Genomic DNA, 26,553 nt, shown 5'->3' on the forward strand with positions numbered 1-26,553 from the left:
AGTTTTATATTTATTTAAAGGTTAAAGGTATTCTTTCTAATATTTTATCTCCATATACATCTCCTAATGCCAACTCTTCAAGATTCATATATCCTATATAACATCTACAATGTGTGTTAATACAGGTGGTAGGTTTTAAAAATGACTCTATAGTGTCTTGGTACAGGTTTCCTATTTTATTTTTTATAAAATGACACGGATATACATCTCCATTTCCAGCTACAGAAAAACTAGTATGCCCTGCTTTACACTTCTTTCCTTTTGTATCATACACTTTATTATTATACGGGAATAAGGTATCTATACTTGATAGCCATTTTTCTTCACTAGCCGAATAATAGTTTTCTTCTCTTTTGTAAGCATTGATCCAAATATATCGCTCTGTAATTTCTTTTTGCAACCTTTCTATAGCTTCAAAATGATCTTTAACACCTACAACACCAATACTAAATGCGATTCCTTTTTCAATTAAAATGTTGCATTTACTTACAAAATCTTCAAAAGCCACTTCATTAGGATGATACGTAATCCATAATGCAAAAGCATCCTTATCTACCTCATCAATCCATTGTAGTGAACACGATAAATTGGTCTGTATCGCAATTTTAGTCACCTGTTTCATATGACTCAAATCTATCATCGCTTTTTGATAATAGCTTCGTATCAATCCCTCTCCCCAAGGAGTAAGTAATATATTAATCGTCTCTTCTCGACTCGCCACCCAGTGTGTAAATCGTTCTAGACTTTGTCTATCAAGGCTCAGTTCCTCCCTCGTATTTTTCTTCTTAGCAAAAGGACAATACGGACAATCATAATTACAACTATCTAATGCCCCTCTATACAAGATATTCCATTGTGTTGTATTCATCGCCATATGTAATTTTTCATCAATGATTTCACATCATCAGAATATAATGCAGGACCAATTATATCTTCGTAACACATCCCTTTAAGAGACAGTGTATAATTTTCTTGCTCTTTCTCCAACCATTCTTTATCAAGTAACACCTGAAGAATTTCAAATTCCTGAAAAACATCTGTACCAAAAAGAGTTTGATATAATTGGTGAGACAATTTTCCCCCATCTGTAACAGATTTGATTACAAATCGTGTCTTTTGCTCCCAATCATTCAATGCAATTCCATAAGAAATCGTATTGAAATCATCTGTATGACTATAGTTGGATATGATATTCTTTATCACTTTCCGATCTACCGCATAATCGGTACTATAATGTAACTCTTTTGTATATGATCTAGCGCCAGCACCAATACCGATCATACCATCTGTTAAAGAATTATACGCATCTGTAATCGTACTAATAGGACTGTTCTTTTTTCTAAAACAACGCATACTCATCTGTTCGTACCCTGCTGTTAATAATATATCACGACCTAGTAGATACAATTCATGTCGATGATCTTCTGTATCTCTATTCTTTTTCCCTAAACCTGTCAATTGCCTAACATACAATGGATATAAGAAAACCTCTGTAGGCTGATAAGCCAATGTTTTCTCTATGGAATACAAAAAGCTTTTTTTATCCTGATCTTTCGCCCCATAAATAAGATCTAAGTTAAATTCTGGAATAGCAGATGAAGCCAATTGACTCACAATCGTTTCTGCTTTAGAAATAGATTGCGGACGTCCTAATGATTTTGTTTCTGTTTCAATCCATGATTGGATGCCCATACTTACTCTCGTAATACCAGCATTTTCAATAAGGACTATTTTTTCTTTTGTCAATGTTTTAGGAGATGTCTCTATAGATCCATAATAGGTAGCCATATCAACACCCATTGCTGATATATACTCAAGCAGTAATTGAAATTCATCAATCTCTAAAAAAGTAGGCGTTCCCCCTCCAATCGCAAAATTAGTAAACCGCGCCTCTGGAAAAAGTCCTTTATAGGTATCCATTTCTCTTTTAAGAGCTTCTATATAGTGTCTAACGCCTTCTTTGGGGTTAGCCATTGTAAATAGATTACAAAAACCACATCGCATTTCGCAAAATGGAATATGCACATAGAAAAAAAGCCGCTTCATTTGTTCTTTCGCCCAAATAGTAGCCAGTGATGTTTTCTCAATAGCCCTATACGCAGATTTATGAGGATATGAATATGTATATCCTTGGTACAAATTTGTAGTATCTATTTCCTTTATTGAATCTATAATCATGTATTATTTCCTATTAAGATATTCTAGATACGGCACTTTCATAACAACGTCATGACCATTTCTATGTCCCCAGTGATCATCTTCTCCATAGGCAGTCCCATGGTCACTACATACAATAATAAATTGCTCTCGACTACGTTTTTTAAACACTTTTTGTAACATTTCTAATTGCGTATCTACATAACGCAATGCAGCCTTATGCGTCTCTATATCATCTTTACTTTTTCCTTCCACATAAAAATGTGTAGGTTGGTGTGTTGCCGAAATATTTATAAATAAAAATACAGGTGTATCTTCCTGTAAATATGCTACAGCTTTTTGAAACTGATACGCTGTAGACTTCATCTCAGTAACGCCTAATTTTTCAGACCATTCACTATGTTGAAACATATTAGGAAACACATTACTAATCGCTGTTTGTTTATTAAAAAAACCAACACCTCCTATACATACCGTTTTGTAACCTTGATTGGCAAGCGCTGCCACTAGTGTATCTTCTGTAAATGTATATGTGTTGGTAGTGGTAGACTCACTTCCATGAAATTGAGCAGCAAATAATCTCGGCGTCACCTTTTGATCAATTTTAGTAGGTAAGAATCCTGAAAAAAAAGCATGATGCGCAGGAAACGTAAAACTAGCCGGTGTATAGCGTTCTTCCCACCCCTCTTTAGGCAACCATTTCTCAAAATTTGGCAACTGTCCCTCTAAAAATAATTCTTGAGCAGCATCATACCGCAATGAGTCTAGCGTGATGAATACAATATCTGTATGAGGAATTAACTTATTTATATTCACAGCACGTCTATTACATCTATTAATTCGTTGACTACATAATCCGCAGGCACCTTATCATTTCGTCCTTTAGAAATCCATACTGTTTTCCAACCCGCTTGATTCCCTCCTTGTATATCATTTATAGGATTATCTCCTACAATCACTAGCTCATGCGCTGCCCTTTGTAAGCGTTCTTCTACAACCTCAAAATAGGCCTGATCAGGTTTTGAAAATGACATCGCACCAGAAATAAAAACAGCCTTTTTTTCAAAAAACGAAAGTAGCCTACTTCCCTTCAATTTATTCATTTGATTTTCTATGCCTCCATTGGAAACAATCCCTATTTGACAAGTACTCTTTAGCCGCTTTAATAATGCTTCGATTTCACTAGTAATACTTGGGATATGAGTATAAATTTCATTCGCTCCTTTAGCTATTAATTCAGGTCTTGTATACGGTAATGCATATATAGATAACAACCAATCATAAAACTCCTGTCTGCTTGTATATCCCCAATTATCCTTTACTCTTATAATATCCCATTCTGAAGAGGAAGCCATAATTCCATTTGCTTTAAATACAGTAGTAAGCCAATCTTCATACGCAGTATTCCGATCTATTAATGTATTATCTAAATCAAATAAAACAGTCATTGTTTACGTTCCCCTTATTTGTAAATGATGCTTATAAAAGTAAGAAAGTCTCCTTAATTCGCACTTCTTTTTAGGATACAATTTTCAGAAAAATAACCTGATGTATTCTTACTAAGTGTATGTTTACGTATACGCTTTAACGCTTCGCTCTCCTTACAGTCGTGAATCTCACAAGTTCGCTTTCGCGAAAGCGTATAAAAACTCATTTTCAATTATTTACACATTCTTTTATTTTTACACTTTTTCCACTAATTCATACAATCAAATGGGCATTAACATCACAGCCATTTTTCCTATTTCTCAATTTAATAAACGATTTGATGAAATCATCACTAAAATTGAAAATCAAGAATATTCATCTATACAGGCATATTATCAAACAACACTGAATGAAGATTTTCCCGATGTAGGAAATCATAAACCTCAATGGTATCTAAATGACGAAAAAGTAACTCAAAGACCTCAACTTCCTAATATTGATGCTGAGCTTGCATTGCCTGAAGGACTTGTTCTAAGGTTTGGAAATGATGGTTTTGAAATATGGAGTGTCATCAGAGCATTCATTGCCATAAAACATCATCCGAAGGTAGCAGAAAAATTAATAGCTATTTACAAAGAAATTGGACGTGATGTTCAAATAAATAAATGTTGGATCATGGGAGATTGGAATCCTATATACCTATCTTTTAGGAAAGGGGAATCATACAAATCAATAGAATTAGAAGATCCACGTAAAGAGTCTTTGAAAAGTATTTATATCGAAAACACTGATTCTTACGATATCATAGGACATTATGTATTAAACATCTCTTAGATATAACGTATATTTGTTCTTATAGTCGTTCTTTGAAAAACCATACTCCATAGTTTTTGAATTATACCAGCTACAAACTGGTATTCAAGTTTAATTTAAATACTATAAAAAATGAATTGGAAAATTCAAAAGCTATTGAATGGGGAGACCATTGTCTCTAAAGAACCCGGTAATTCTATGTTACCTATCTTAAAATCAAAACAACCTGTTGTTCTTCAACCCGTCAGATGGGAAGATTGCGAACCAGGAGATATTGTGTTTTGTAAAGTAAGAGGCAACTGTTTTACACACCTTGTCAAAGGAAAAAATGTAAAACGAGGATTACAGATCGGTAACAACCGAGGTCACATTAATGGATGGACCAAAAATGTATATGGCAAAGTAATAGAGATATTACCTGCGTCATAAGTATAGCGCTCAATGGCGCTTTTTTTATGTCTTTATTTTTCTAAAAATCAAATTCTTAATGCCTATATATTCTTTTAGAGATATCTAATACATTATGTAAACGGCCTTCGAAAAATTGTCGTAAAATTTGAAGTGAATATTCCGTAGAATTTCGGACTGTTTGAGCGTAGCGAGTTTCTGAAATTTAGGAATAGAGCAATAAATTTAGACAAGGTTTCGCTAGCCTAGACTTTTTTGTTTCTTTTTTTGGCAATGAAAAAAAGAAAAGAAGAAACACTTTAGCATCAAAATCATTCTTATCCAACTAGGAAGTTAAATTATCTAAAATCTTTTTGCATTCATTTTTCCTACGCAAAATCATTGCGTAACCTAGTTTCACCTTTGAAAAATAACTGAGAAATTAAAGGTATGAAATCAAAACTCTCTCTTTCCATTGAACATCTTTATAACGTATTTGGAACGTATCATTTTGATCCTTCCGAATTTAAAAATCATAGCTGTCCTTGCTGTTATGATAGAAAAGTAGGCGTTCTTGCTACAACACCTTTACGCTCATTAAATAGTGATGATTTTCAATGTTATCAAATCTCATCTATTTACACTATTGGAGATGTGAAGCATTATAAATACTTTCTACCACGTATCCTAGAATTAATAGCACAACCTAATAGTAATCTTATCTCTAATTTTTTAATTTCAGATAAACTAACCTATGCCGAATGGGAAACATGGCCTGAAGAAGAAATTAAAGCAATCGATCTTTTTTTTGGAGCCTTATCTGAAAATTTTATACACCTTGAGACCGTATCAGATTATTATTTTAGTGACCTGCTACAACTTTTAAATCGATATGGCGTTTTTACCAAATTTATAAATAGTTGGTTTGCATCTATCTCTTCTAAAAACTATTCACATATCGTATCTGGTGTGTTATACGGATTTCCTTTTAAGGTAAATGATAACCAATATCAACTAATTACAAATCATTTATTTTCAAAAAACACATTAGATACATTACAAGATATATACTTCAAAACCACAGATATTGCCGAAGCAAATTTGATCTCTATCACCTACACCATTTTAGAAAATAAACACCCTATTACATTTCATTAAATACAAGTATTCAATTAAAACGGCCTTCGAAAAATTGTCGTAAAATTTGAAGTGAATATTCCGTAGAATTTCGGACTGTTTGAGCATAGCGAGTTTCTGAAATTCAGGAATAGAGCAATAAATTTAGACAAGGTTTCGCTAGCCTAGACTTTTTTGTTTCTTTTTTTGGCAATGAAAAAAAGAAAAGAAGAAACACTTTAGCATCAAAATCATTCTTATCCAACTAGGAAGTTAAATTATAGTATCTAGCACATTTTTTACTTTCATTTTTAACTACGCAAAAACCCTGCGTACTACCATTTCATATTTGTACTATAAATAAAAATTACAGATATGATTCAGATCACATGTAAACGATGTCAAGCTATACTTAGCAACACTTTGAAAGAAATTGTATTAGATTCAGATATCATTGGACAAGGAGAAGAAATTGTAGAAGAAGAATATTATAGTAATGGGCATGAAAATGCTTCTGCAATGCACGCAGATAGAGTTTTGATAAACACGGAAGACGCTATACTCCTAGATCACAAAAAGATATATGATTATTATGGGTGTTGTGGATTTGAGCTTACCAATTTTCTAAATCAAATATGCCCAAACTGTAATCTTGGTGTTGCTACGATTGTCACCGAATGTTACACAGATCATTACTTAGCTTTTCAGAAAGATAAAATAATTATAATTGATATAATGCAATAATACAATATTATGAAAACAAGACTTACACATATAGAAAAAGATCGCGATGTCAATATAGTATTCGCATGCGAATCAGGCAGTAGAGCCTGGGGATTTGCTTCTCCAGATAGTGACTACGACGTACGATTCTTATACACAAAACCACTCCCTTGGTATCTCTCTATCTCAGACAAACGAGATACGATAGATATTATGGATGGCGACTTTGATGCCGTAGGATGGGAACTTCGCAAGAGTTTACTCCTGCTTAAAAAATCAAACGTTCCAGCAATAGAGCATCTTTTTTCTCCTATTATCTATAAAGGAAATGAAGAGGTATTGTCAGAATTACGTGGTATCGCAACAGACTGCTTCTCGCCTATTGCTTGCATGTTTCATTACCTCAGTATGAGTAAGAAATATGAAGAAAAAGTCGCAGCAGACACAGTGAAGTTAAAGAGTCTATTTTATGCATTACGCACCGCCATGGCAGGAAAATGGATTTTGGAATACGGGACTATGCCTCCTGTACGCTTTCGCGAAATGCTACCCTTAGTCACTACCGATATCGCAGATGAGATAGAACATCTCATGGACATAAAATCTAAAAATGCTGAAAGTTATGTGCATAAACGACCAGAAATTGTATGCAACTTCATATCAGAAGTCATCGCAACCAATGATCGATATGCAAAAACACTTGCTAGTGGAAAACCAGATACAGAACGTATCAACCGCTTTCTATACAAGTGCATCACTGAAAGCTAACATCTTAGACCACGCTTGTTGGAAGCTATAAAGAGATTACCATTGTTTAAATAACAATTTAAGTATGTCATTCTGAATTTATTTCAGAATCTCATTACGCTTATTGCTATTACAGTGAGAAAATTATACCTCCTTCCACAAGCTTGGTCTAAATCACTCTTTTCTTCCCTCCTAATAAGGCCTGTGCTGAGCACTTCGACAAGCTCAGTGTGACACTTGTCGAAGTAAGGGATTGAGGGAGGTGTAATTACAAGAAAAATGAAAAAACAAACAGGATATAAATATCATATAGAACAAGCACTTATTAAAAATAATTGGGAAATTGTTGAAACTACGATTCCTGAACAAAATATTTGGGAATCAGAATCATGGATTGTAAAAACAACACACAATCCAGAGATCAATTTATACTTTAGTTTTAATAAGCCATGGCAATACGAATTTTCAGAAGTGACGATCTCAGATATGAATGCTTCTGAATATACACGTATTACCTCGGTATACTTATCTAAAGGAAGATTCAATAAAGGTTTACAGAAATGTATGACTGATCTTACTACCTTTAGAAATACCGTAACGCATCAAAAAGTAATAGTATGAAAACAATAGCAGACCTTAAAGCATCCGGTTGCATCATTTTTGAATGCATTAGTGGCAGTAAAGCCTACGGACTGGATACAGCTACCTCGGATACCGATATCCGAGGGGTTTTCATACTTCCTAAGAAACTATTTTATAGTATGGAGTATGTAGAGCAAATTAACGATGCGACCAATGATGTGGTCTATTATGAATTACGGAAGTTCATCACCTTACTCTCAAAAAACAATCCTAATATTTTGGAGTTACTCAATGTGCCTGAAGATTGTATTTTGCTAAAAGATCCCTTGTTTGATCGTATCAAAATGGACTATTTCTTGTCAAAATTGTGTAAAAACTCTTTTGCAAACTATGCCTATACACAAATCAAAAAAGCCCGCGGACTCCATAAAAAAATTGTCAATCCTATCGCTAAAGAGCGTAAAACTGTATTGGATTTTTGTTATGTACGAGATGCCAAGCCTTCCATTTCTCTAAATGAATATTTGGAGGAAAATAGATTATTAGAGACGCATTGTGGATTGGTGAAAATTCCACATATGAAAGATTGTTATAATCTCTTCTATGGAGAAGGAAAAGGATATCAAGGTATTGTTAGAACAAATGCCAATGAAGTATGTCTGAGTTCAGTAGAAAAAAATGAAATGCCTATTGCCCTCCTCTACTTTCATGTAGACGGGTATTCCACATATTGTAAAAAATATAAAGAATACTGGGATTGGGTCGCCAAAAGAAATGAAGCCCGTTATGAAAATAACGTAGCACATGGAAAGAATTATGATACCAAAAACATGATGCATACCTTTCGGTTATTACATATGGCCAAAGAGATTGCACAAGATGGAATGATCAATGTACGAAGACCCGATCGTGAATTTCTATTAGGGATCAAACAAGGGGTCTTTGAATATGATGACTTGGTTGCTAAAGCAGAAGTTTTGAAAGAGGAATTAGATGTCCTATACAACACATCTTCTTTGTTAGAAAAACCAGATGTAGCACAAGTAAATGAATTGTTAGTAACGATTAGAAATGAATTTTATAAAAGATGAGACATATAATTCCAAAAAACACGCAAACTATAAAGTTAAATTTTGATGTCAACGAAATATCTTCAGAAGACATGCCTTTAGAAAGCAAAAAAATAGCTCAAGATTATTTAACTTCTAAAACATACAATGATGAATTTGATTTAATAGCTGCCACGGAAGATAATCAATTGATTTTTGGATTTGAATACTTATATAAAAATCAAATGAGATATATACCTGAGCTTGACCCTAGTGTAGTATACTTTTCTAGTGCTCAACTTTTTCGTGAAAAGATATATAAATATAAGACTGAGTTGTTAAAAAACAGTACAATCGTAATAAAAATGCATGAAAATGATATACCATTAAGTAAAAGCATGAAGCAATTTGAAACTTTTTTTCAATTTGCGTCTAGTTACATAATAATGTTGAATTCTTCTTTAGAAGCTTTTATTAATAAAACAATACCTATTGATTATAAATATATAACACAAACAGGAAAGGAAAAGAATATAAATTGGATTTTAAAAAGCGCACAATTCAAAACAAAAATAGAAGAAATAATACCAGATTGCACAAACAAAAATTTCATTAAGAAGTTTCCCAAAAAATATGAATCTATAGAAGAATTAAAGAATTTTAGAAATGAACTAATACATTTAAGCCCAAAAACAGATAATACTAATACTAAATACAAAGAATTCTATCGAAAAGTAATTGATTTTAAATACAATGAATCAATTTATCTAGTTAGAGACTATATAAATTTTCACGAAGAAAATTTAATAGAAGAATGTCCTTGTGATCAAAATTTTCATTTTGATATTAATAAATAACCTCACTACGCAAAACCATTGCGTAACACTGTTCCATATTTGCTCCAGTAAACACAAAGAATAGAAAAAATGATTACAGGAAAAACATTAATCGACTTAGGATTTAGATCTGGAAAATGGTTTCCAGAAGCGATTACGCATATCAATGAAAATGGATTAGAAGGAGAAGCGATGCTTGCCTATTTAGAGCAATACAAATTGCCTCCTATCCAAGAATTACATAAAACTGCCATCGATTATAAGATCAATATCAAAGCAGAAAATGAATTAGAAGAAGATAATGTTGCGGCTGTAATCAATACGATGAATACGCTTATGAAAACGCCAACGATCGTAGATGGTGCCGTGATGCCTGATGCATGTCCGTCGGGACCTACAGGAACCATTCCAGTAGGTGGTGTGGTGGTGACTAAAAATGCCATCCATCCAGGAATGCATAGTGCAGATATCTGTTGTTCAGTAATGCTTACTGATTTTGGAAAAGCAGATCCGAAAGAAGTATTAGATGCCGCACATGCGAGTACGCATTTTGGTCCAGGAGGAAGAGATCGTAATGATCAATATAGATTCCCAAAAGAGCTATTAGAAGCCTTTGAAGGAAACTTTATATTGAATGATAAAAATATCATCAAAGCCGCTCGTGCGCATTTAGGAACACAAGGCGATGGAAATCACTTCTTATTTGTTGGAATTTCTGAACAAACAGGAAATACCATGATGATTACCCATCACGGATCAAGAGCACCGGGTGCCAAATTGTATAAAAAAGGAATGCAACTTGCCGAACGTTTTAGAAAGATCTTATCACCAGATACCTTACGTCAAAATGCATGGATTCCGTTTGATACAGAAGAAGGTCAAACGTATTGGGACGCCCTACAAGTGATGCGTGCATGGACCAAGCAAAACCACGAATGTATTCATGATGCAACTCTAGAAAAATTAGGACTAGAAGCTGAAAACCGATTTTGGAACGAACATAACTTTGTTTTTAAAGATGGGGATTTATTTTACCATGCAAAAGGCGCTACGCCGCTTGACGCGAAATTTATGCCTGATATTACAGGACCGCGTTTAATTCCGTTAAACATGGCTGAACCTGTATTAATTGTGTCTGGAGAAACGACGACAAACAACCTTGGTTTTGCACCACATGGCGCAGGAAGAAATGTGAGTCGTACGTATCATAAAAAAACAAAAGCTAGTATGACTAATGAAGCGGTTTTTGCAGAAGAAACAGCAGGTCTAGATGTACGTTTCTTCTCTAAAGAGATTGATGTTTCAGAATTACCAAGTGCCTATAAAAATGCCAAAGCTGTGAGAGCACAAATGGATGAATTTGGTCTAGGTACGGTGATAGATGAAGTGATGCCATACGGATGTATCATGGCAGGCGATCATGATAAAAATGCGCCTTGGAAAGTAAAAAGAAGAATGAAACAAGAAGCTAAAAAATAAAAATGATGGCAACTAAAAAAGGAAGTGTGTTTTAAGTAATAACTTAAAATACATTTCAAATGAAATCTTATCACAACAAAAAGATTTACAATTTTAAAACAAAGCACAGAAGAAAAAAAAGAACACGAAGTGCTTCAGTACGTTTTGATAAATTAGGTAGCGAATACACTAAAGAAAAAAGACAAGAGTACAGATGTCGCTGTAAAGAAATCCTAAGAAAAAAAATGAAAGGATATAGTATTGAATTTCCATTATATCATAAAACAATGTGGTGGGATTGCTAAAACTAGTTTAAAAGCCTTCGACAGGTGTCACACTGAGCCTGTCGAAATGCTCAGACTAACAAATACATATAATGTAACATTGCAATATATCAATGAATATAATTAAATTCATACAAGAAAGTACACCGTTCCTTCCTGAAACATGGAAGAAACAGTATGCTCCTTTTTTGGAGGAAGAACCTTTATACGCTTTCGCGAAAGCGTTACAGACCTATGCACAACAGGGAATTCCACCTGATTATGGGTTACCGTACTTTAAAGATGAAGTAACGCCAACTCCTGAAAAGGTGTTAGCACATTTTATCCCTCTTTTTAAAGTATCAGATACACCTCCGGAAGAATGGGCAAAGGCTATCGAAGCCACACCATTTGAGCATTTATTGGTCATCATGGGACAACGATGGACCTCGGCAAGTATAAAAGATATACGTGCCCTTCCTCCTTCTGAAAAAACCTTATTAGAAAGTTGTTTTGCGCCGTATAATGATCAGATTACGATGGTGACACGAGCTTGGGAAAAACACATGGGACGCTCTTCAGATGTATTTTGGGGAATTGCAAAAGGAAATCCAACTCAGAAAGAAGAAACCATAAAAAAACAAATTACAGAGATGATCCAAACCCAAACTTGGTGGAATATCTTTTATCATTACAAGCATGAACTTGTGTATGAAATTAGAGTTCCCAGTGGTCACGGTATTCGATGGAATAAAGAAGGCACACAACTCATCGGGTTTTTAGAGCCTTTTTTGTGAGTTAAAATATGAAACGATTATGAACGATTTTACAAAATACTCATTTACAGAAACTGAATGGAATAATTGCCTCAAAGTACTTCTCTTACTTAAGGATGATCCTTTTGACAATCCTGATAACCGACAATTTGGTGCCTTAATAGCAAAAATCCAGAAACAAGCCAAAAAAATTAGACGTAAAGAAAGTTATTCTCAAAAGAAACAACGTGACTTAGACATTATAAATGACTCTGTTATTTCACAAAATGCTTTGCAAAACACCACTACCTATAGTGTTCATAATGCTCCTATGATATGTATTGAAGGAGAAAAGGCTTCAAATACATTTACAACACTAGAAATTCCCAAAAACTGCTATTGTTGTAATTGGAATTATATCCAAGCGCATTTTTTTTACAATAGGTTATGTCCTATATGTGCCGAGAATAATTATGAAAACAGATTTAAAAGCATTGACTTATCTGGACGACATGTTATTCTTACAGGAGGTCGTGTAAAAATAGGATATGCTACGGCCTTAAAATTGTTACGAAGCAATGCTATCGTGACTGTAACAACTCGTTTTCCTGCGCTGGCATTGGCACAATTCAAAGAAGAAAAAGATTATGATACGTGGAAAGAAAATCTCACGTTATATGGTTTGGATTTACGAAATCTAACAGCGGTAGAAACATTTGTAGAGGAGTATAAGAAACAACATGACTCATTAGATATTCTTATTAATAATGCAGCGCAAACCATCAAATATACAGACTCGTATTATGGCCCATTAATCGCCGAGGAGAAGAAGCAATTAACCCTTTTAGAAGGTACAAAGTGGGGAATACCAAATGCAACTCCTATTACAGGTCATACCTTATTGGAGAATGATGCACATCAAGGGTTTGTTTCTTTAAATCGATTTGGACAACCTATAGATAATCGTACAAAGACGAGCTGGAATTCGACATTAGAAGAAGTAAGCATGGTAGAGCTGTTGGAGGTAAATCTAATCAATCAGATTTCGCCGTATTTTTTGATTAAGGAATTAACGCCTCTTTTAAAAGCGTCTACATTTGACAAGAAATTTATTATCAATGTGACCTCGTCAGAAGGAATATTTAGTTATAATAATAAAACAATATATCATCCACATACGAATATGACCAAGGCTTCTTTAAATATGCTCACACGAACTTCGGGTAAGGAATATGAAACCTACGGTATTTATATGAATGCGGTAGATGTAGGATGGATATCAACAGGTGCTAAAGAAAAATTGCGTAAAAAACAATTTGAAAAAGGGTATATTCCTCCTTTGGATCCTGTAGATGGTGCTGCGCGGATTATGGTGCCTATTATTGAAGGAATACAAAATACACATAACCCTGTAGGAACATTATTAAAGAATTATAAGGTAGTAAATTGGTAATGTATACGCTTTCGCGAAAGTGTATAAAACAACATATAAAAAAGCAAAGAACGGTAGTTCAATGGAAGAATATCTGCCTGTCACGCAGGGTGTTGTGAGTTCGAGTCTCACCCGTTCTTTGTGATTTTAAAACACTATAACTAAAGGCAAAGGATAGTAGCTCAATTGGAAGAGCGCTAGATTGCTAATCTAGAGGTATGAGCCTGCCTGCCGGCAAAGGCAGGTTCGAGTCTCATATATCCTTTGCTGTTTTTATGAAATAGTTAGGTATCATAAAATGAAACAAAGTATCAACATAGAAGATGAATTGAAAAGGTTAAAGGCTTCTTTCCCAAAAGCCTTGGGAAATGAAATTGAAAATCTTCTGTCACTTATTAAAGTTGATTCAAAACATAATGCACATTGGGGTTACGAATTTAATATCGAAAACAATCCTATTGAAATGCCTTCAAGAATCTATTGGGAAGAGCATAGATTAATGAAACCAAAAACTTTATCACAAACATCAAAAACAATTTTAGCTTGCATATTGACTAGACATCATAATGGATATATAAGAGAAAAGTATTTAATCCAGATAATTGACAGCAATGAATATTGGACAGTACCTTTTTTAGTTCAACTGCTAGGAGAATATGTAATTGAAATACTTGATTTAGTTTGGTACAATTTTGATACAGTAAATTCAAATCATTTAGTTGAATTTATTTTAGAAAACCAACTCTATTGGTATAAAACGAAACAAAGGATTACTAGTTATTGGGATTGTTATCATAAAAATATCGAAAAAAGGGACTATGTAGGTTTCAAGTTGATTACTAAAATCGAAGAATTAACAAAAAGAGCAACTTAAAAATATAAGCTAGTATTATCAAAAACAACCATTCAAAAATATTTTTTTTGCAAATCTCAATGTAAAGTGTACTTTTGATCCGTCTTTTAAAACAAAAGAAATGAAAACGATTTTTAACAACAGAAACATCATTGCATGTAACGGCGCTATCAGGACTGTGTATCTAGGTAGTATAAGAATCGTATCCTAAACTGAAATTTCTATATCTTAATATATAAGGCTTTCTTTTAGGAAGCCTTTTTTTATACTACCTATTTTACCAGATCAAAAACAATAGGAGCTACATCAGGTAGCCTAGTATAAAAACATATATCTCATGTGCATCTTAAAATTTATAGTAAAAAGTACATTCCGAAAATTTCGGGAGAGATAGCCTATTGTATAAAAACAACTGCTAAGCCTCTCCTACCGAGAGGCTTTTTTTATGCACAACAAATTAATTATTATAAAGATGAAAAAATATAGAAAACTTAGAAATATAGGAATCATAGCTCACGTAGATGCTGGAAAAACAACCACGACAGAACGTATGTTATATTACACAGGAACCATACACAAACCTGGCAATATAGATGACGGTAATACGGTAACCGATAGCGATCCTCAAGAAGCGACAAGAGGTATTACGATATCTTCTTCGGCGATTTCGGCAGATTGGACCTATCAAGAACATGAATATCAAATCAATATTATTGATACGCCTGGGCATATTGATTTTGCAATTGAGGTAGAACGTTCGTTACGTATTTTAGATGGGGTCGTTGCTTTATTTTGTGCTGCTTCTGGAGTCGAGCCACAATCAGAAACGGTTTGGAGTCAGTCGGATCGTTATCAAATTCCTAAAATCTGTTTTATTAATAAAATGGATCGTATTGGTGCCGATTTTTTTAAAGTAGTAACAGATATAGAACGTGAGTTTAACGTCACCACCTTAGTCACACAAATCCCTATAGGAGATGGAGATGATTTTGAAGGTATTATAGACCTCATAAGAGAAAAGGCTTTGTATTGGAATGCACATGATCTTGGACATACTTGGGAAGAAAAAAAAATTCCTGAAGCATATCTTTCTGATGTTAAAGAATGGCGAACAACCTTGCTAGAAACCTTAGCAGGTCATGATGAATCTATTCTAGAACAGTATTTAGACGACGCAGTTATTTGTTCGTCTGAATTATTAGAAAGTATACGACGTATGACGATAGTTCGTAAGGCAGTTCCTGTACTTTGCGGATCTTCCTATAAGTATATTGGAGTACAACCATTATTAAATGCGGTTGCTCAGTTTTTACCTGCTCCACAAGATTTAGGGCATGTAGAAGGTATACATCTGATCACAAATGAAAAGGAACAGAGAGCACGATTAGATAGTGAAAAATTCACTGCATTTATTTTTAAAGTAGTGACAGATAACTATGTGGGAAGCCTTGCAATGGCAAGAGTTTATTCTGGAAGTATCCCAGCAGGACAATCTATTATCAACTCAAAAACGGGTGTGAAAAACCGTGTGAGTCGGATCTTGAAAATCCATGCCGATACCTATACAGAATTGCAAGAAGCCAATGCTGGAGATATAGTTGCTTTTATAGGGTTAAAAAATGTCAAAACAGGAGATACATTGACGATGATGAATGACCGTTTTGTACTCGAAGCGATTGAAGTTTCTGATCCTGTGATTAGTATTGCTATTGAACCAAAATCCAAAAATGATGAAAAACATTTTGGAACGGCTATCGCCAAGATACTTGATGAAGATCCGTCTTTAAAGATGTCGTATGATCAACAAACGGGACAAACGATTCTTTTAGGAATGGGAGAACTTCATCTAGATGTTCGTTTAGAGAAATTGCGATCTGATTTTGGTATCGCTATCAATAAAGGAAATCCTAAAGTCTCTTTCAGAGAGCTTTTAACAACGACTGTACAACATACGGAAACGCTTAAAAAGCAAAATGGAGGTACTGGTCAATTTGCGCAAATTATGTTTACCATAGGACCGCGATTAGACGCAGAAAAAGGATTAGACTTTGTAAGCGAAATCAGAGGTGGTGCCATTACCAAAGAGTATATCCAATGTGTGAAGAAAGGGTTTATAGAAGTCATGAAAACGGGAGTAATTGCTGGATATCCTATAGAATCTATGCGTGTGGTTCTTCAAGATGGAAAAATGCACGAAGAAGATTCAAATGGATTAGATTTTGAAACGGTTGCTAAGATTGGTTTTAAACAAGCGGTTGTTTTAGCAAAACCGCAATTATTGGAGCCTATCATGCAAGCTGAGATTGATTGTCCTGAGGAGTATTTAGGTAATATTACTTCAGACATTAATAAGAAGCGAGGAATGATAACCGAAATCAAGGATAACGGTATGAAACGAAAAGTGCGTGCTGAAGTGCCTCTTTTAGAAACCTTTGGATATATCTCCAATGTAAGAACCTTAACGAGTGGTAGAGGATCTGTTGCTTTAACGCTTTTAAAATATCAAAAAGTAACGGCAACTGTTCTTGAACAAGTCGTATGTTAATGATAAAACGCCATGTATGTCATGGCGTTTTTTATGCAAATAATTTTCTATACTCTTTTTGGTAAAAGAACTACAGTATCTATCGCTTTATTTACATCTTATTAAAGGTGTTCTTATAAGAACACCTATTGTATTTTCAAAATTAAAAGTACAATTCTTAGTACTTTTTTTGTAGCATCTTCCCTCCTCTTTTGCTTCATCTTTGCAGTGTAATTAGTAAATAACACAAACAAAATAAAGATGAACATTAAAGATCAAGTAACTAAAATGGACGCTATAGTAGGTCAAGGAGCTATAGTAGACGCAGTAAAAGAATTTTTTGCAGACAATGCTACCACTTCTGATTATGGAAATGGAGGTACGAATGATAAAGCAGAAATGATTACTAAAATGGAAGGATTTGCAGGAGCAATTGCAGCTGTAAATGGAATCACACATCACAGATCTATTGTTGATGGAAATGTATCTGCATCAGAATTTACGTTCGATTTTGATATGAAAGATGGAAGTAAAATATACTGGCATGAAATCATCCGTAGAGTATGGAATGAACAAGGACAAGTAATTCAAGAAGAATACTTTAACGCAGCTTAAAAACAAATAACAATCACATAAATAATAAACAAACAAAAAAAAGAAAATGAAATTAATTAAATCCACCCTGGCCATCGTAGCGTTATTTGTAGCTACATCAGTATTTGCCCAAGACAAAATGGCAAACAACGTAGATAATAGTAATATCGCACTTCAAGGATATAGTCCTGTATCTTACTTAGATTTAGGCCTAGCTCAAAAAGGAAATAAAGCCTATAAATCTGAGTACAACAAAGTAGCTTATTACTTTACTTCTGCTGATCAAAAAGCAGCTTTTGACAAAAGTCCAGCTAAATATGTACCACAATACGGAGGATACTGTGCTTTTGGAACCTATGCAGGAGCAAAATTCAGAGTAGATCCAAACAAATTTATTGTAAAAGACGGTAAGTACTACTTATTCTTAAACAATGTAGAGTTAGATGCAAAACAATTATGGTTGGCTGAAAACAATCACAAAAAATTAAAAAGTGTTGCAGACAAAAACTGGAGCAAATTAAGTAAAACACATAACTAGTATTTTTAATTTAATACTTCTTAATCCTAAAAACGCCATGTATGTCATGGCGTTTTTTTATTTTTAAAACTGATTCTAAAAAATGGCTACTAGAAATCGAGGAAAAGAAGGACGTGATGATCTCTTATTTGGAGATTCTAAAATGCAGTTTAAAATAAAAGAAGCGGTTACTGATGTTTCTTATTTATTATCCAGAGGATTTTCTGAAAAATCATCTGTACAATTGGTGGGGCATCGGTATCGACTCAATGCACGTCAGCAAAAAGCAGTGCAAGGGATGAGCGCATCTTCTTCGCAAGTCACACAGCGAAAAACGACTACCATAGCTGCAAATCAGCTTAAAGATCAAACGCTTGTAATAGATGCTTTCAATATCCTTATTATTTTAGAAAGCTTCTTTTCTGGCGCTTATATCTTTAAAGGCGTAGATAATTGTTATCGAGATGTTTCTAGCGTACACGGCACTTATAAACGTGTACAGCAAACACAAGATGTCTTGATTGCGGTGGGAGATTTTTTAAAGGAGGCGCAGGTCAAGGAAGTAATCTGGGTGTTTGATCAGCCTGTGAGTAATAGTGGCCGAATGAAAATGTTGCTGGGTGAGCTTTCGCGAAAGCGTAATTATCCATGGCAAATACTACTTGAATACAATCCTGATAAAATGCTTGCAGAAAGCAATCATATAATTGCCAGTTCTGATGCTTGGATTTTAGATAGAACACACCATTGGTTCAATCTTTCTGGAGCCATTATAGAAGCATATAAAACGCAAGAAACATCTACAATTCTCTCACCTAACGCAGCTTCCTAAAACTTACTGAAACTACTGATTTACAGGATGTTTATCTTCTTTTTTAGCAGTAAAATAGCCTAGATTTGATCTACAAACAATATAAAAAATCTAAGTTATGAGAGTTAAAATGTCCTTACTGATAGGAGTCGTTGCGCTTATGCTGAGTAGTTGTGCCAGTCTTTATGATCATTATACCTACACAGAAACGATTGCTACAAAAATCCAGACACTAAGTCTAATAGATCACAGTGATGAAGCCTATACACTTCATAGAACAGAAATAATTGCATTACAAAACCAATTACAAAAAATGCTTGCGTATGAGGAAGGCAAAGCAAAAAATGACATTACCATTCGTATGTGGCGGTTATTAAATAATGACGAAAAGCTTATTAAAAGTTATTTAGCATTATGGGAAGAAAAAGGAACATTAAGTCCTGTATTCATAGGTGAAGCGAAACCTCAAATAGAAGAAGCTTTTGATATTCTAATCGCTTATGAAGAAAAGAAAGATAAAGAAGCAGCAGCAACCATGACTGATTTTATTAACACCTTAAAAAAGTAATACTATGGATTTTGATATCATATTTAAAGAGTTAAAAGAAGAAATTACGGAGCTTGCTAAAGACAAATTTAATGAGCAAAGCAATGCTATTGCACAAGATATGCAGGAATACTTAGCACATTCTAAAGAAAAATTACAAAAATGGGCAAAGCTATTTAAAGCACAAAGTATAGATAAGGATGAGTTAATCTGGTTACTTAAAAGTCAGAAGGATTTACTTTTATTAAAGTCTTTACAGAATATAGGCGTGAGTAGCATTAGTATTGGTCATTTTAAAAATAAGATTGTAGATACGGTACTTTCAAAAATTGTAGCACAAGTACAATCATAAGATATAGCTGTGTGTCATAAAGAAAAGCGAACTCAAAGGAGTTCGCTTTTCTTCTTATGCTTTATTAGCATCCTGTATCTTCATATTCTAAACTTCCATTGGTCGGACAAGGGTCATCACAAGATTGCGTTATGAATATAGGAAATTGCTGACCTGCTGGTGTAAATACACATGCACAGCAATCACCTCCAAAATTTGGAAAACCAAATCCCCCTTTTACAGATTTTTGCTCATCTTTACTTAACGCTTCCGCTCCTGTAATCTTTGAAATCTTTTTTAACATAATTGAATATTTTGGATTAAATTAGAGTATATAGTTATAAAGTATATTCCTCAACTACAACTTATACATCCCTATTTTAAAGAATCTAGTGAAACGATTTTTAACGTTTTTAAAAGCTGTGTTTCTTAGGAAATAATAGTTTTCTTTTTTGTTAGTTTCACTACTTTGACAAACTCAGTATAACATTTCGAGAAAGCGAGTTTATGAAATTTACAATCATGAGAAACATACATTATTAAATGTATAAATAAAATTTAATATATTCACAGTAAGTATTTTAGGCACACTTTTCAACAACAAAAGCATTCAAAATGACAAAAAATCTAGTAGCATTTATTAGAGGGTTACGAAGATCTATCAAAGACTTTACAAAATCTTCATTTTTAAGCTTACTCGTTTTAGGACTTATATTATTGATCTTATTCAAAATGGATCAAGCATATACAATGATGGTATATATGCTAGAGGAAGATAAGTCTTCTTTATTTTTATGTTTCTTTTTTGTGAATGCACTAGCAGTTACTTTATCTCATTATCCTATTTACACCTATTACTCACAGGGTTTTAACAAAAGTAAAGACGCGGTTACTTGGAAAGATGAAAAAATAGAATTTACTATTTTAAAAAAGTTCAAATTCTCATATCCTTACTTTATCTATCGCCTAGATACAAAAAACTATAAAATGAGCGTTACTGCAAACGTTTTGCGCTATTGCATAGGTATTGTAATTTATGCAGTTTGGGTGATTTTTATATACAAAAGCGTACGCCCTAACTTACTTTTTAATGACAATCTCGGTTTACCTATACAAGCAGTAGCATGGATCATTGGCATATTTTTCACATTTCCAATTATCATTTATGCTATCATTAAATACAGATTAGCAAAAAATATTATTAAAGATAAACTGGCACTACACACTAAACTAATGTATTGGTATATAGTAGCTACGATATTATCACTAGTACTCTTGTTATACATTTTAATAAGTGATTCTATATTTAGCAGGTTTGGTTTTATAGTTGTCATGTTATGTACGTATTGTATGATGTATTGCTATGTCTTTTTTAGACTCATCAGGTCAAGAGCATATTATGTCTATCAAAATTTAAATGATAAAAACAGACTCCGATTCCTAGTTAAAATCGTATCATTTTTCCAAAGCCCATTACGCTATTTACAAACATTTGTCACCATATTTATAATTTCAATTATACTAATCACCTACTGGAATATCAATGCTATATTAGGAAGGCCATTAGGGAATAATGTAATTCCTATTTTACTTGTGTATTTGTTTGCTTATTATTGGATTATTGCCAACGTAGGAAAATATCTCTTTGTTGCAAACAGTCCGCTAACTTCCAAAAAGAAGAATAAACTAAGTTACTCAGATACTAAAACCTATAAGTTAACCTTTTTAGGAATCACGACACTTACGGTATTAGCCATTGGGTCTTTCTTATTTGCAGAACAAAAAACACACCAAATAGAAACAGTTGCTAATGTCATAGATTCAAAAAAAATCATAGAGGAAGCTACTTTTATAAAAGCTGTAAAAGACATAAAAGAAGATCGTGTATTTTTCATTTCTTCTTATGGAGGAGGTTTGAAAGCAAACGCGTGGACTATTAATGTATTACAAAAAATTCAAGAAGAAACAAACCACAACTTTTTAAATCAAACCATCTCCTTATCTGGAGCTTCAGGAGGATCATTAGGACTTGCTGTTTATACAGGTTTATATGCAGAATATGGCACCGATGATAAACAGTTAAGACAAAAAATAGATGCGATCTCTAGAGAAGATTATGCATCTGCAGATCTTACCTTCACCTTAGGTCTTGATTTATATAGAAAACTCTGGCCATTCACCAATGGTTTAGGATTACAAGATAGATCCTATTATTCAATGATCAAGTATCAAAACTTTATAGAAAGTACTCCTGGTAAAAACATCCTTAGTGATATGGCATATAGACAGTATTGGGCCAACGCATTTAAGACTAAAGAAAATGGAGCCAAAGGATATTTCCCATCACTTATTATGAATACAGCAGGTGCAAGAGCCAATAGAGGTATATTATGGTCTGTTAAGGATAATGAGTCCTTCAATACCATATTTGCAAATGCAGACAATCTAGCCGATCTATATATAGAAAAAGATAAAACACTACCCTATTACCAAGCGGTATCCATGACCAATAGATTTCCAGGATTAAGCCCAGCAGCAAAAATTAAAGGATATGGACATTATATGGATGCCGGTGTCATAGATAATAGTGGTTTATTGGGTAATCTAGACGTTTTCAATTATCTAAGAAATCAAACAAAGGATTCTTTATTTAGTAATAAAAAAGTAGTTTTTGTAGATATTATAAACAGTAAAACCCTGTATTTAGATCATTTAATGGAAGAGTTTATTGAAGAAGGATTTGACGTACGATCTATCGATGAATCTGAAAAAGACAATATCGTTGTAAACTTATCTACCGCTTTAAACTACAATAAAATCCCTAAGTACTTGAGTGATTTCTTTACAAATTGGGGAAAATCTCCTAATACAATGACAAATGCCTTACAAGGTAAAGTAGCCTACTACCCTATCTATTTACCACATAAAATTACGGTAAAAGATATTGAAAAACATATGTCTGGAACCTATACCAAACTCCAAAAAAAGAAACTAGCAGACCTACTGTATAGTTATAATGAGCAAATTCTAGATATGACAGGCACGGACACTATAGGTTTTTTTGATAAATGGCAATATTATGAACCTACTTTATCTAGACATATGGGAGAAAGTAGCTATAAATATATGAAGCGTATGCTTGATGATAATGAATATATAAATAGAGTCATTAATGAAGTAAACGGTTCCAAACCGACTAGGTTAAAATAATTACATCCAATCATTTCTGACATCAGAATACTAACTATCAATACAGAGAACAATGATAGATATTGAAATTGACAAAACTGTTACCGCCTCTGCAACACCTATATTTGACTTCCTTGAAGAATATATTAAGTATAGACTCTCTTTAGAATTAATCAATGAGCAACTACCTGTTCCTGCATTAAATGTAAAGAATAACACTTCTATACTTGGACGCTATATCAAAGACGAAAAACTTTCTTTTGAAGAAACGATATGTTTATGTACAGCACTAATACCACATATTTCTCCCAAATTATTGAACAATATCATATCAGACTTTTTACCTAATGGCGGTGAATTTGTAGAGTTTGGAGGAATAAAAGGAAAAAATCATAGAGGAATAATCCCTACTGGAGAGACTGTAGTATATATTTTGGCAGGAAATACGATTGATAAACGTTTAGAAATCATCAAGTCTCTAAAAACCTCAAATACATTACTTCAAAATAAGATCCTTTATATAGAACAAGTCCCAAAAGGAGAACCTTATTTAAGCGGTAAACTATTAATAAATGAAGAAGTTCTTACAAAATTGACCATCGGTTTAGAGATAAAACCCACACTAAGTCAAGACTTTCCGGCAAGTTTAATCACTACTGAATTATCTTGGGATGATCTTGTTTTAAATAACAAAACTATACAAGAAGTCAAAGAAATAGAAACATGGTTACAGTACAATGATATTCTATTAAATGATTGGGATATGAAAAGTAAAATTAAACCTGGATATCGTGTGATGTTTTACGGTCCTCCAGGCACTGGAAAAACACTCACTGCTGGACTTCTTGGGAAATACACAAAAAAAGATGTCTATAGAATAGATTTATCTATGATAGTCTCAAAATATATTGGAGAGACAGAAAAAAATCTATCTAGCCTATTTGATAGGGCCATTCATAAAGATTGGATTCTATTTTTTGATGAAGCCGATGCCATTTTTGGAAAACGAACCAATGTTAGAGACGCTCACGACAAATATGCAAATCAAGAAGTATCCTATTTATTACAACGTATAGAGGCACATCCAGGACTTGTTATATTAGCATCTAATTTTAAAAATAATATCGATACCGCTTTTACACGTAGATTCCAATCTATTATAGAATTTGAAGCTCCTACACATAAAGAACGTTTCCAGTTATGGGAAAATAATTTACCCAAAGGAGTCTCTCTCGAAGAACGTATTTCTTTAGAAAAAATCGCTAGAAAATTTGCTATCACAGGTTCTAATATTGTAAACATTATACAATATGCATGTTTAAAAACAATTGCAAAAAGCACCACTACAATTACATATGATGTCCTTTTAGAAGGAATCAAAAAAGAGTATATAAAAGAAGGAAAGACATTAAGTATTTAAAAAAACATCCATCTTTTCAATAAAAATTTGGCCCTATTTTTTCCAAAAACCAAAAAAATATAACATATTTGTGCCGTAAATGATACAAAGAATACAACATACAGCACCGAAATCACTGTTAAGCCAGTGGTGCGATTACCGTGGGATAAATGAATTTATCGTTATGGACAAGGGCGCTTGTATGTATTCTAAAGATTTTGCATTATGACAGTATAATTAGAAAAAATCAAACATATATAAAGCAAGCGCCCGAGAAATTGGGCGCTTTTTTTATGCCTAAAATGTTTAATAAACATATGAATAAAACAAAAACACAAAAATTTTTTAAAAAAATAGCTCACCTATTGAAAAACATATAATCACATAATAGAAAAACCATTTGGAAGCTAAGCAACAGAGAGACAGTCTACTGCAAAAAAATCCAATATCTGTTTAAATACGGACTAGGATTTTTATGCTCAAAATTAAACACAACTTACTGATTATCAGTAAAATAAATTGATTTTTTATTTGGAGAATTAAAAATTAATTCGATCTTTGCATCGCAATCAGAAACAATCAAATGTTGTTTCTAAATAGAAATAAAACGTAACACATGAAAGTAAATATTATAATACCGAGCTTTAGTCTACACCAAGGATGGTGTGTAGAGCAGATGGAACTCCGCTTATATATTGACTCGGACACATACGTCTTTTTTATAGCACAAAAACGGAAACGCATATAGGCATATATCGATTTCTTATACTATAAAAAAGACGCCCAAAAAAGGCGTCTTTTTTTATGCACTACGATCATTGACATATTGAAAACCAACATATACAAGTTCCTTTATAAAGAACTAATACATGATTATAAACTGTTGGCTTTACTATTTTTACGCTTTCGCGAAATCGAGTTTACGAGATTCACGATCATTGAGAGAGCAAAACTGTAAAGCGTATAATTGAACAATCTCCAACACATCATTTTTCATGTCTTCATAGCATCTTTATGAAATAACAAGTATATACATTGACATGTAACTCAACTGGCAGAGTACCCAGCTTTTAACTGGGAGGTTATGAGCCTGCCTGCCGGCATAGGCAGGTTCAAATCTCATCATGTCTACTTATGGAAGGGCAAGCCAATTGGCGGTGGCCACAATCTTGAAAATTGTTAGGAGCTAACGACTCGTGTGGGTTCGACTCCCACTCCTTCCGCTATGGAGAATAGGCAAATATTGGCTTGTTGCGCTCGACTGCTAATCGAGTCTGCGTTACAGTAGTGAAGGTTCGATCCCTTTGTTCTCCGCATCTTGATACTGTAGCTTAACTGGCAGAGCTGGGAGCTGTTAACTCTCAAAGTATAGGTTCGAATCCTATCAGTATCGCACAAGACAGGGTGGCTGAATGGTTTAGGCAACGGATTGCAAACCCGTTATATATGAGCCTGCCTACCGGCATAGGCAGGTTCGAATCTCATCCTTGTCTCAAGTATTGAAACAGTATCAAACTTGTTTGAATATTCTAGAGATTTATTTTGTGACTTTATGAGAAAACGTAGCAATCTCATGTGTCTCTACTACTTGGAAGTATTGAGCAATTGGTTGGCTCGCTTGACTGTAAATCAAGTCTTTTCGAAGCGTGTAGGTTCGAGTCCTACTACTTCCACAATAAGCAGTTATGGTATTAATGGCAGCATAATAGACTTCCACTCTTTAGGTCTGAGCCTGCCTGCCGGCATAGGCATGTTCGAATCTCAGTAACTGCTCAACAGTGATCTTATAAGTAGATCAACATATACCTATGGTTAAAGGAAATACAAAGGATTTAACTCACAAGTTATTTATTTGAAATTTTTGAGTTTGTGAATGCAAAGCATTTCTAATCCCAAAGTCTAAGCCTGTCTGCCAGCATAGGCAGGTTCAAATCTTAATAGGTATTTATAGTATCGTAGCACAACGGCTAGTGCACCCGACTGTCTCTCGGAAGGTTGTGGGTTCGAATCCCATCGGTACTGCAAAGCAGCACGTGGGATGA

25 protein-coding genes and 10 tRNA genes are annotated in these 26,553 nt (G+C 33.8%); 30 read left to right on the forward strand and 5 right to left on the reverse strand.

Annotation, left to right across the window (positions count from 1 at the left end; all coding sequences use genetic code 11):
- Positions 1-10: 10 nt before the first annotated feature.
- The 4 genes from Q1A01_RS00380 to Q1A01_RS00395 are packed head-to-tail and all read right to left on the reverse strand — an operon-like array spanning position 11 to position 3,605.
- Positions 11-868, reverse strand: a complete 858-nt coding sequence (locus tag Q1A01_RS00380; protein WP_299674315.1) for an STM4011 family radical SAM protein — start codon at positions 866-868, stop codon at positions 11-13.
- Positions 865-2,178, reverse strand: coding sequence for an STM4012 family radical SAM protein (locus Q1A01_RS00385; RefSeq protein ID WP_299674318.1), 1,314 nt, complete (start codon positions 2,176-2,178; stop codon positions 865-867). Before Q1A01_RS00385 ends, Q1A01_RS00380 begins: the two co-directional genes overlap by 4 nt.
- 3 nt (positions 2,179-2,181) lie before the next feature.
- Positions 2,182-2,973, reverse strand: a complete 792-nt coding sequence (locus Q1A01_RS00390; RefSeq protein WP_299674321.1) for an STM4013/SEN3800 family hydrolase — start codon at positions 2,971-2,973, stop codon at positions 2,182-2,184.
- The gene (locus Q1A01_RS00395; protein ID WP_299674323.1) at positions 2,970-3,605 is read right to left on the reverse strand and encodes an HAD family hydrolase; all 636 of its coding nucleotides are present in this window, start codon (positions 3,603-3,605) and stop codon (positions 2,970-2,972) included. Before Q1A01_RS00395 ends, Q1A01_RS00390 begins: the two co-directional genes overlap by 4 nt.
- Before the next feature lie 265 nt (positions 3,606-3,870).
- Here Q1A01_RS00395 and Q1A01_RS00400 point away from each other — a divergent pair, with 265 nt between their 5' ends.
- The 20 genes from Q1A01_RS00400 (at position 3,871) to Q1A01_RS00495 (ending at position 19,944) form a co-directional block, all read left to right on the forward strand.
- On the forward strand, positions 3,871-4,419 hold the full coding sequence (locus tag Q1A01_RS00400; RefSeq protein ID WP_299674326.1) for a hypothetical protein: 549 nt from the start codon (positions 3,871-3,873) through the stop codon (positions 4,417-4,419).
- A 111-nt stretch (positions 4,420-4,530) separates the two neighbouring features.
- Positions 4,531-4,827 carry a S24/S26 family peptidase gene (locus Q1A01_RS00405; RefSeq protein WP_299674329.1) on the forward strand — a complete coding sequence of 99 codons (297 nt, stop codon included), beginning with the start codon at positions 4,531-4,533 and terminating at the stop codon, positions 4,825-4,827.
- Positions 4,828-5,235: 408 nt separating this feature from the next.
- A complete protein-coding gene (locus tag Q1A01_RS00410; protein ID WP_299674331.1) occupies positions 5,236-5,943 on the forward strand; it encodes a hypothetical protein in 708 nt (235 codons plus the stop codon).
- A gap of 333 nt (positions 5,944-6,276) precedes the next feature.
- Positions 6,277-6,645 (forward strand): hypothetical protein, encoded by a 369-nt coding sequence (locus Q1A01_RS00415; RefSeq protein WP_299674334.1) that lies wholly within the window; start codon positions 6,277-6,279, stop codon positions 6,643-6,645.
- A 9-nt stretch (positions 6,646-6,654) separates the two neighbouring features.
- Positions 6,655-7,392, forward strand: coding sequence for a nucleotidyltransferase domain-containing protein (locus tag Q1A01_RS00420; RefSeq protein WP_299674337.1), 738 nt, complete (start codon positions 6,655-6,657; stop codon positions 7,390-7,392).
- A 258-nt stretch (positions 7,393-7,650) separates the two neighbouring features.
- The gene (locus Q1A01_RS00425) at positions 7,651-7,992 is read left to right on the forward strand and encodes a hypothetical protein (RefSeq protein ID WP_299674340.1); all 342 of its coding nucleotides are present in this window, start codon (positions 7,651-7,653) and stop codon (positions 7,990-7,992) included.
- Positions 7,989-9,044: a nucleotidyltransferase domain-containing protein gene (locus tag Q1A01_RS00430; RefSeq protein WP_299674343.1), complete on the forward strand. Its 1,056-nt coding sequence runs from the start codon at positions 7,989-7,991 to the stop codon at positions 9,042-9,044. Before Q1A01_RS00425 ends, Q1A01_RS00430 begins: the two co-directional genes overlap by 4 nt.
- Entirely contained in the window at positions 9,041-9,859 is an 819-nt protein-coding gene (locus tag Q1A01_RS00435) for a hypothetical protein (RefSeq protein WP_299674346.1), read from the forward strand. Before Q1A01_RS00430 ends, Q1A01_RS00435 begins: the two co-directional genes overlap by 4 nt.
- Before the next feature lie 69 nt (positions 9,860-9,928).
- Complete coding sequence (locus Q1A01_RS00440) at positions 9,929-11,317, forward strand: RtcB family protein (RefSeq protein ID WP_299674348.1); 1,389 nt, start codon at positions 9,929-9,931, stop codon at positions 11,315-11,317.
- 376 nt (positions 11,318-11,693) lie between these two features.
- Positions 11,694-12,356: a hypothetical protein gene (locus Q1A01_RS00445; RefSeq protein ID WP_299674350.1), complete on the forward strand. Its 663-nt coding sequence runs from the start codon at positions 11,694-11,696 to the stop codon at positions 12,354-12,356.
- A gap of 19 nt (positions 12,357-12,375) precedes the next feature.
- The gene (locus tag Q1A01_RS00450) at positions 12,376-13,767 is read left to right on the forward strand and encodes an SDR family oxidoreductase (protein ID WP_299674352.1); all 1,392 of its coding nucleotides are present in this window, start codon (positions 12,376-12,378) and stop codon (positions 13,765-13,767) included.
- Between the two features lie 47 nt (positions 13,768-13,814).
- Positions 13,815-13,886, forward strand: a tRNA-Asp gene (locus Q1A01_RS00455).
- A gap of 30 nt (positions 13,887-13,916) precedes the next feature.
- Positions 13,917-14,012 (forward strand) — tRNA-Ser (locus Q1A01_RS00460).
- Between the two features lie 32 nt (positions 14,013-14,044).
- Positions 14,045-14,620 (forward strand): hypothetical protein, encoded by a 576-nt coding sequence (locus tag Q1A01_RS00465; RefSeq protein WP_299674354.1) that lies wholly within the window; start codon positions 14,045-14,047, stop codon positions 14,618-14,620.
- A gap of 451 nt (positions 14,621-15,071) precedes the next feature.
- On the forward strand, positions 15,072-17,144 hold the full coding sequence (fusA, locus tag Q1A01_RS00470; protein ID WP_299674356.1) for an elongation factor G: 2,073 nt from the start codon (positions 15,072-15,074) through the stop codon (positions 17,142-17,144).
- 240 nt (positions 17,145-17,384) lie between these two features.
- Positions 17,385-17,738, forward strand: a complete 354-nt coding sequence (locus Q1A01_RS00475) for a hypothetical protein (RefSeq protein WP_299674358.1) — start codon at positions 17,385-17,387, stop codon at positions 17,736-17,738.
- 46 nt (positions 17,739-17,784) lie between these two features.
- Positions 17,785-18,255 carry a YHS domain-containing (seleno)protein gene (locus tag Q1A01_RS00480; RefSeq protein WP_299674361.1) on the forward strand — a complete coding sequence of 157 codons (471 nt, stop codon included), beginning with the start codon at positions 17,785-17,787 and terminating at the stop codon, positions 18,253-18,255.
- Between the two features lie 82 nt (positions 18,256-18,337).
- Entirely contained in the window at positions 18,338-19,066 is a 729-nt protein-coding gene (locus Q1A01_RS00485; protein WP_299674365.1) for a DUF434 domain-containing protein, read from the forward strand.
- Positions 19,067-19,163: 97 nt separating this feature from the next.
- Entirely contained in the window at positions 19,164-19,613 is a 450-nt protein-coding gene (locus Q1A01_RS00490; protein WP_299674367.1) for a hypothetical protein, read from the forward strand.
- Between the two features lie 4 nt (positions 19,614-19,617).
- Entirely contained in the window at positions 19,618-19,944 is a 327-nt protein-coding gene (locus Q1A01_RS00495) for a hypothetical protein (RefSeq protein WP_299674369.1), read from the forward strand.
- 64 nt (positions 19,945-20,008) lie between these two features.
- Here Q1A01_RS00495 and Q1A01_RS00500 read toward each other — a convergent pair whose 3' ends face one another.
- On the reverse strand, positions 20,009-20,227 hold the full coding sequence (locus Q1A01_RS00500) for a hypothetical protein (protein ID WP_299674372.1): 219 nt from the start codon (positions 20,225-20,227) through the stop codon (positions 20,009-20,011).
- A 311-nt stretch (positions 20,228-20,538) separates the two neighbouring features.
- Between Q1A01_RS00500 and Q1A01_RS00505 the strand changes: the two genes are divergently transcribed.
- The 10 genes from Q1A01_RS00505 (at position 20,539) to Q1A01_RS00550 (ending at position 26,533) form a co-directional block, all read left to right on the forward strand.
- Positions 20,539-23,133 carry a patatin-like phospholipase family protein gene (locus Q1A01_RS00505; protein ID WP_299674375.1) on the forward strand — a complete coding sequence of 865 codons (2,595 nt, stop codon included), beginning with the start codon at positions 20,539-20,541 and terminating at the stop codon, positions 23,131-23,133.
- A 52-nt stretch (positions 23,134-23,185) separates the two neighbouring features.
- Complete coding sequence (locus Q1A01_RS00510) at positions 23,186-24,532, forward strand: ATP-binding protein (protein ID WP_299674378.1); 1,347 nt, start codon at positions 23,186-23,188, stop codon at positions 24,530-24,532.
- 1,016 nt (positions 24,533-25,548) lie between these two features.
- Positions 25,549-25,642 (forward strand) — tRNA-Lys (locus tag Q1A01_RS00515).
- Between the two features lie 5 nt (positions 25,643-25,647).
- Positions 25,648-25,734 (forward strand) — tRNA-Ser (locus Q1A01_RS00520).
- A 4-nt stretch (positions 25,735-25,738) separates the two neighbouring features.
- Positions 25,739-25,825 (forward strand) — tRNA-Ser (locus Q1A01_RS00525).
- A 6-nt stretch (positions 25,826-25,831) separates the two neighbouring features.
- Positions 25,832-25,904: transfer RNA gene (locus Q1A01_RS00530), tRNA-Asn, on the forward strand.
- A 5-nt stretch (positions 25,905-25,909) separates the two neighbouring features.
- Positions 25,910-26,004, forward strand: a tRNA-Cys gene (locus Q1A01_RS00535).
- Positions 26,005-26,101: 97 nt separating this feature from the next.
- A tRNA-Tyr gene (locus tag Q1A01_RS00540) sits at positions 26,102-26,184 on the forward strand.
- Between the two features lie 6 nt (positions 26,185-26,190).
- Positions 26,191-26,284 (forward strand) — tRNA-Gly (locus Q1A01_RS00545).
- A 176-nt stretch (positions 26,285-26,460) separates the two neighbouring features.
- Positions 26,461-26,533, forward strand: a tRNA-Asp gene (locus Q1A01_RS00550).
- Positions 26,534-26,553 lie beyond the last annotated feature (20 nt).

The sequence above is a fragment of the uncultured Dokdonia sp. genome, assembly GCF_947492815.1.
Taxonomy (GTDB): Bacteria; Bacteroidota; Bacteroidia; order Flavobacteriales; family Flavobacteriaceae; genus Dokdonia.

Excerpts from the sequence above, each read along its gene's own strand:
- Q1A01_RS00440 (WP_299674348.1), top strand. The coding sequence starts at position 9,929 with ATGATTACAGGAAAAACATTAATCGACTTAGGATTTAGATCTGGAAAA.
- Q1A01_RS00490 (WP_299674367.1), top strand. The coding sequence starts at position 19,164 with ATGAGAGTTAAAATGTCCTTACTGATAGGAGTCGTTGCGCTTATGCTG.
- Q1A01_RS00425 (WP_299674340.1), top strand. The coding sequence starts at position 7,651 with ATGAAAAAACAAACAGGATATAAATATCATATAGAACAAGCACTTATT.
- Q1A01_RS00510 (WP_299674378.1), top strand. The coding sequence starts at position 23,186 with ATGATAGATATTGAAATTGACAAAACTGTTACCGCCTCTGCAACACCT.
- Q1A01_RS00380 (WP_299674315.1), bottom strand. The coding sequence starts at position 868 with ATGAATACAACACAATGGAATATCTTGTATAGAGGGGCATTAGATAGT.
- Q1A01_RS00445 (WP_299674350.1), top strand. The coding sequence starts at position 11,694 with ATGAATATAATTAAATTCATACAAGAAAGTACACCGTTCCTTCCTGAA.
- Q1A01_RS00480 (WP_299674361.1), top strand. The coding sequence starts at position 17,785 with ATGAAATTAATTAAATCCACCCTGGCCATCGTAGCGTTATTTGTAGCT.
- Q1A01_RS00410 (WP_299674331.1), top strand. The coding sequence starts at position 5,236 with ATGAAATCAAAACTCTCTCTTTCCATTGAACATCTTTATAACGTATTT.
- Q1A01_RS00505 (WP_299674375.1), top strand. The coding sequence starts at position 20,539 with ATGACAAAAAATCTAGTAGCATTTATTAGAGGGTTACGAAGATCTATC.
- Q1A01_RS00495 (WP_299674369.1), top strand. The coding sequence starts at position 19,618 with ATGGATTTTGATATCATATTTAAAGAGTTAAAAGAAGAAATTACGGAG.
- Q1A01_RS00385 (WP_299674318.1), bottom strand. The coding sequence starts at position 2,178 with ATGATTATAGATTCAATAAAGGAAATAGATACTACAAATTTGTACCAA.
- Q1A01_RS00405 (WP_299674329.1), top strand. The coding sequence starts at position 4,531 with ATGAATTGGAAAATTCAAAAGCTATTGAATGGGGAGACCATTGTCTCT.
- Q1A01_RS00430 (WP_299674343.1), top strand. The coding sequence starts at position 7,989 with ATGAAAACAATAGCAGACCTTAAAGCATCCGGTTGCATCATTTTTGAA.
- Q1A01_RS00415 (WP_299674334.1), top strand. The coding sequence starts at position 6,277 with ATGATTCAGATCACATGTAAACGATGTCAAGCTATACTTAGCAACACT.
- Q1A01_RS00435 (WP_299674346.1), top strand. The coding sequence starts at position 9,041 with ATGAGACATATAATTCCAAAAAACACGCAAACTATAAAGTTAAATTTT.
- fusA (WP_299674356.1), top strand. The coding sequence starts at position 15,072 with ATGAAAAAATATAGAAAACTTAGAAATATAGGAATCATAGCTCACGTA.
- Q1A01_RS00400 (WP_299674326.1), top strand. The coding sequence starts at position 3,871 with ATGGGCATTAACATCACAGCCATTTTTCCTATTTCTCAATTTAATAAA.
- Q1A01_RS00450 (WP_299674352.1), top strand. The coding sequence starts at position 12,376 with ATGAACGATTTTACAAAATACTCATTTACAGAAACTGAATGGAATAAT.
- Q1A01_RS00500 (WP_299674372.1), bottom strand. The coding sequence starts at position 20,227 with ATGTTAAAAAAGATTTCAAAGATTACAGGAGCGGAAGCGTTAAGTAAA.
- Q1A01_RS00420 (WP_299674337.1), top strand. The coding sequence starts at position 6,655 with ATGAAAACAAGACTTACACATATAGAAAAAGATCGCGATGTCAATATA.
- Q1A01_RS00395 (WP_299674323.1), bottom strand. The coding sequence starts at position 3,605 with ATGACTGTTTTATTTGATTTAGATAATACATTAATAGATCGGAATACT.
- Q1A01_RS00465 (WP_299674354.1), top strand. The coding sequence starts at position 14,045 with ATGAAACAAAGTATCAACATAGAAGATGAATTGAAAAGGTTAAAGGCT.
- Q1A01_RS00485 (WP_299674365.1), top strand. The coding sequence starts at position 18,338 with ATGGCTACTAGAAATCGAGGAAAAGAAGGACGTGATGATCTCTTATTT.
- Q1A01_RS00475 (WP_299674358.1), top strand. The coding sequence starts at position 17,385 with ATGAACATTAAAGATCAAGTAACTAAAATGGACGCTATAGTAGGTCAA.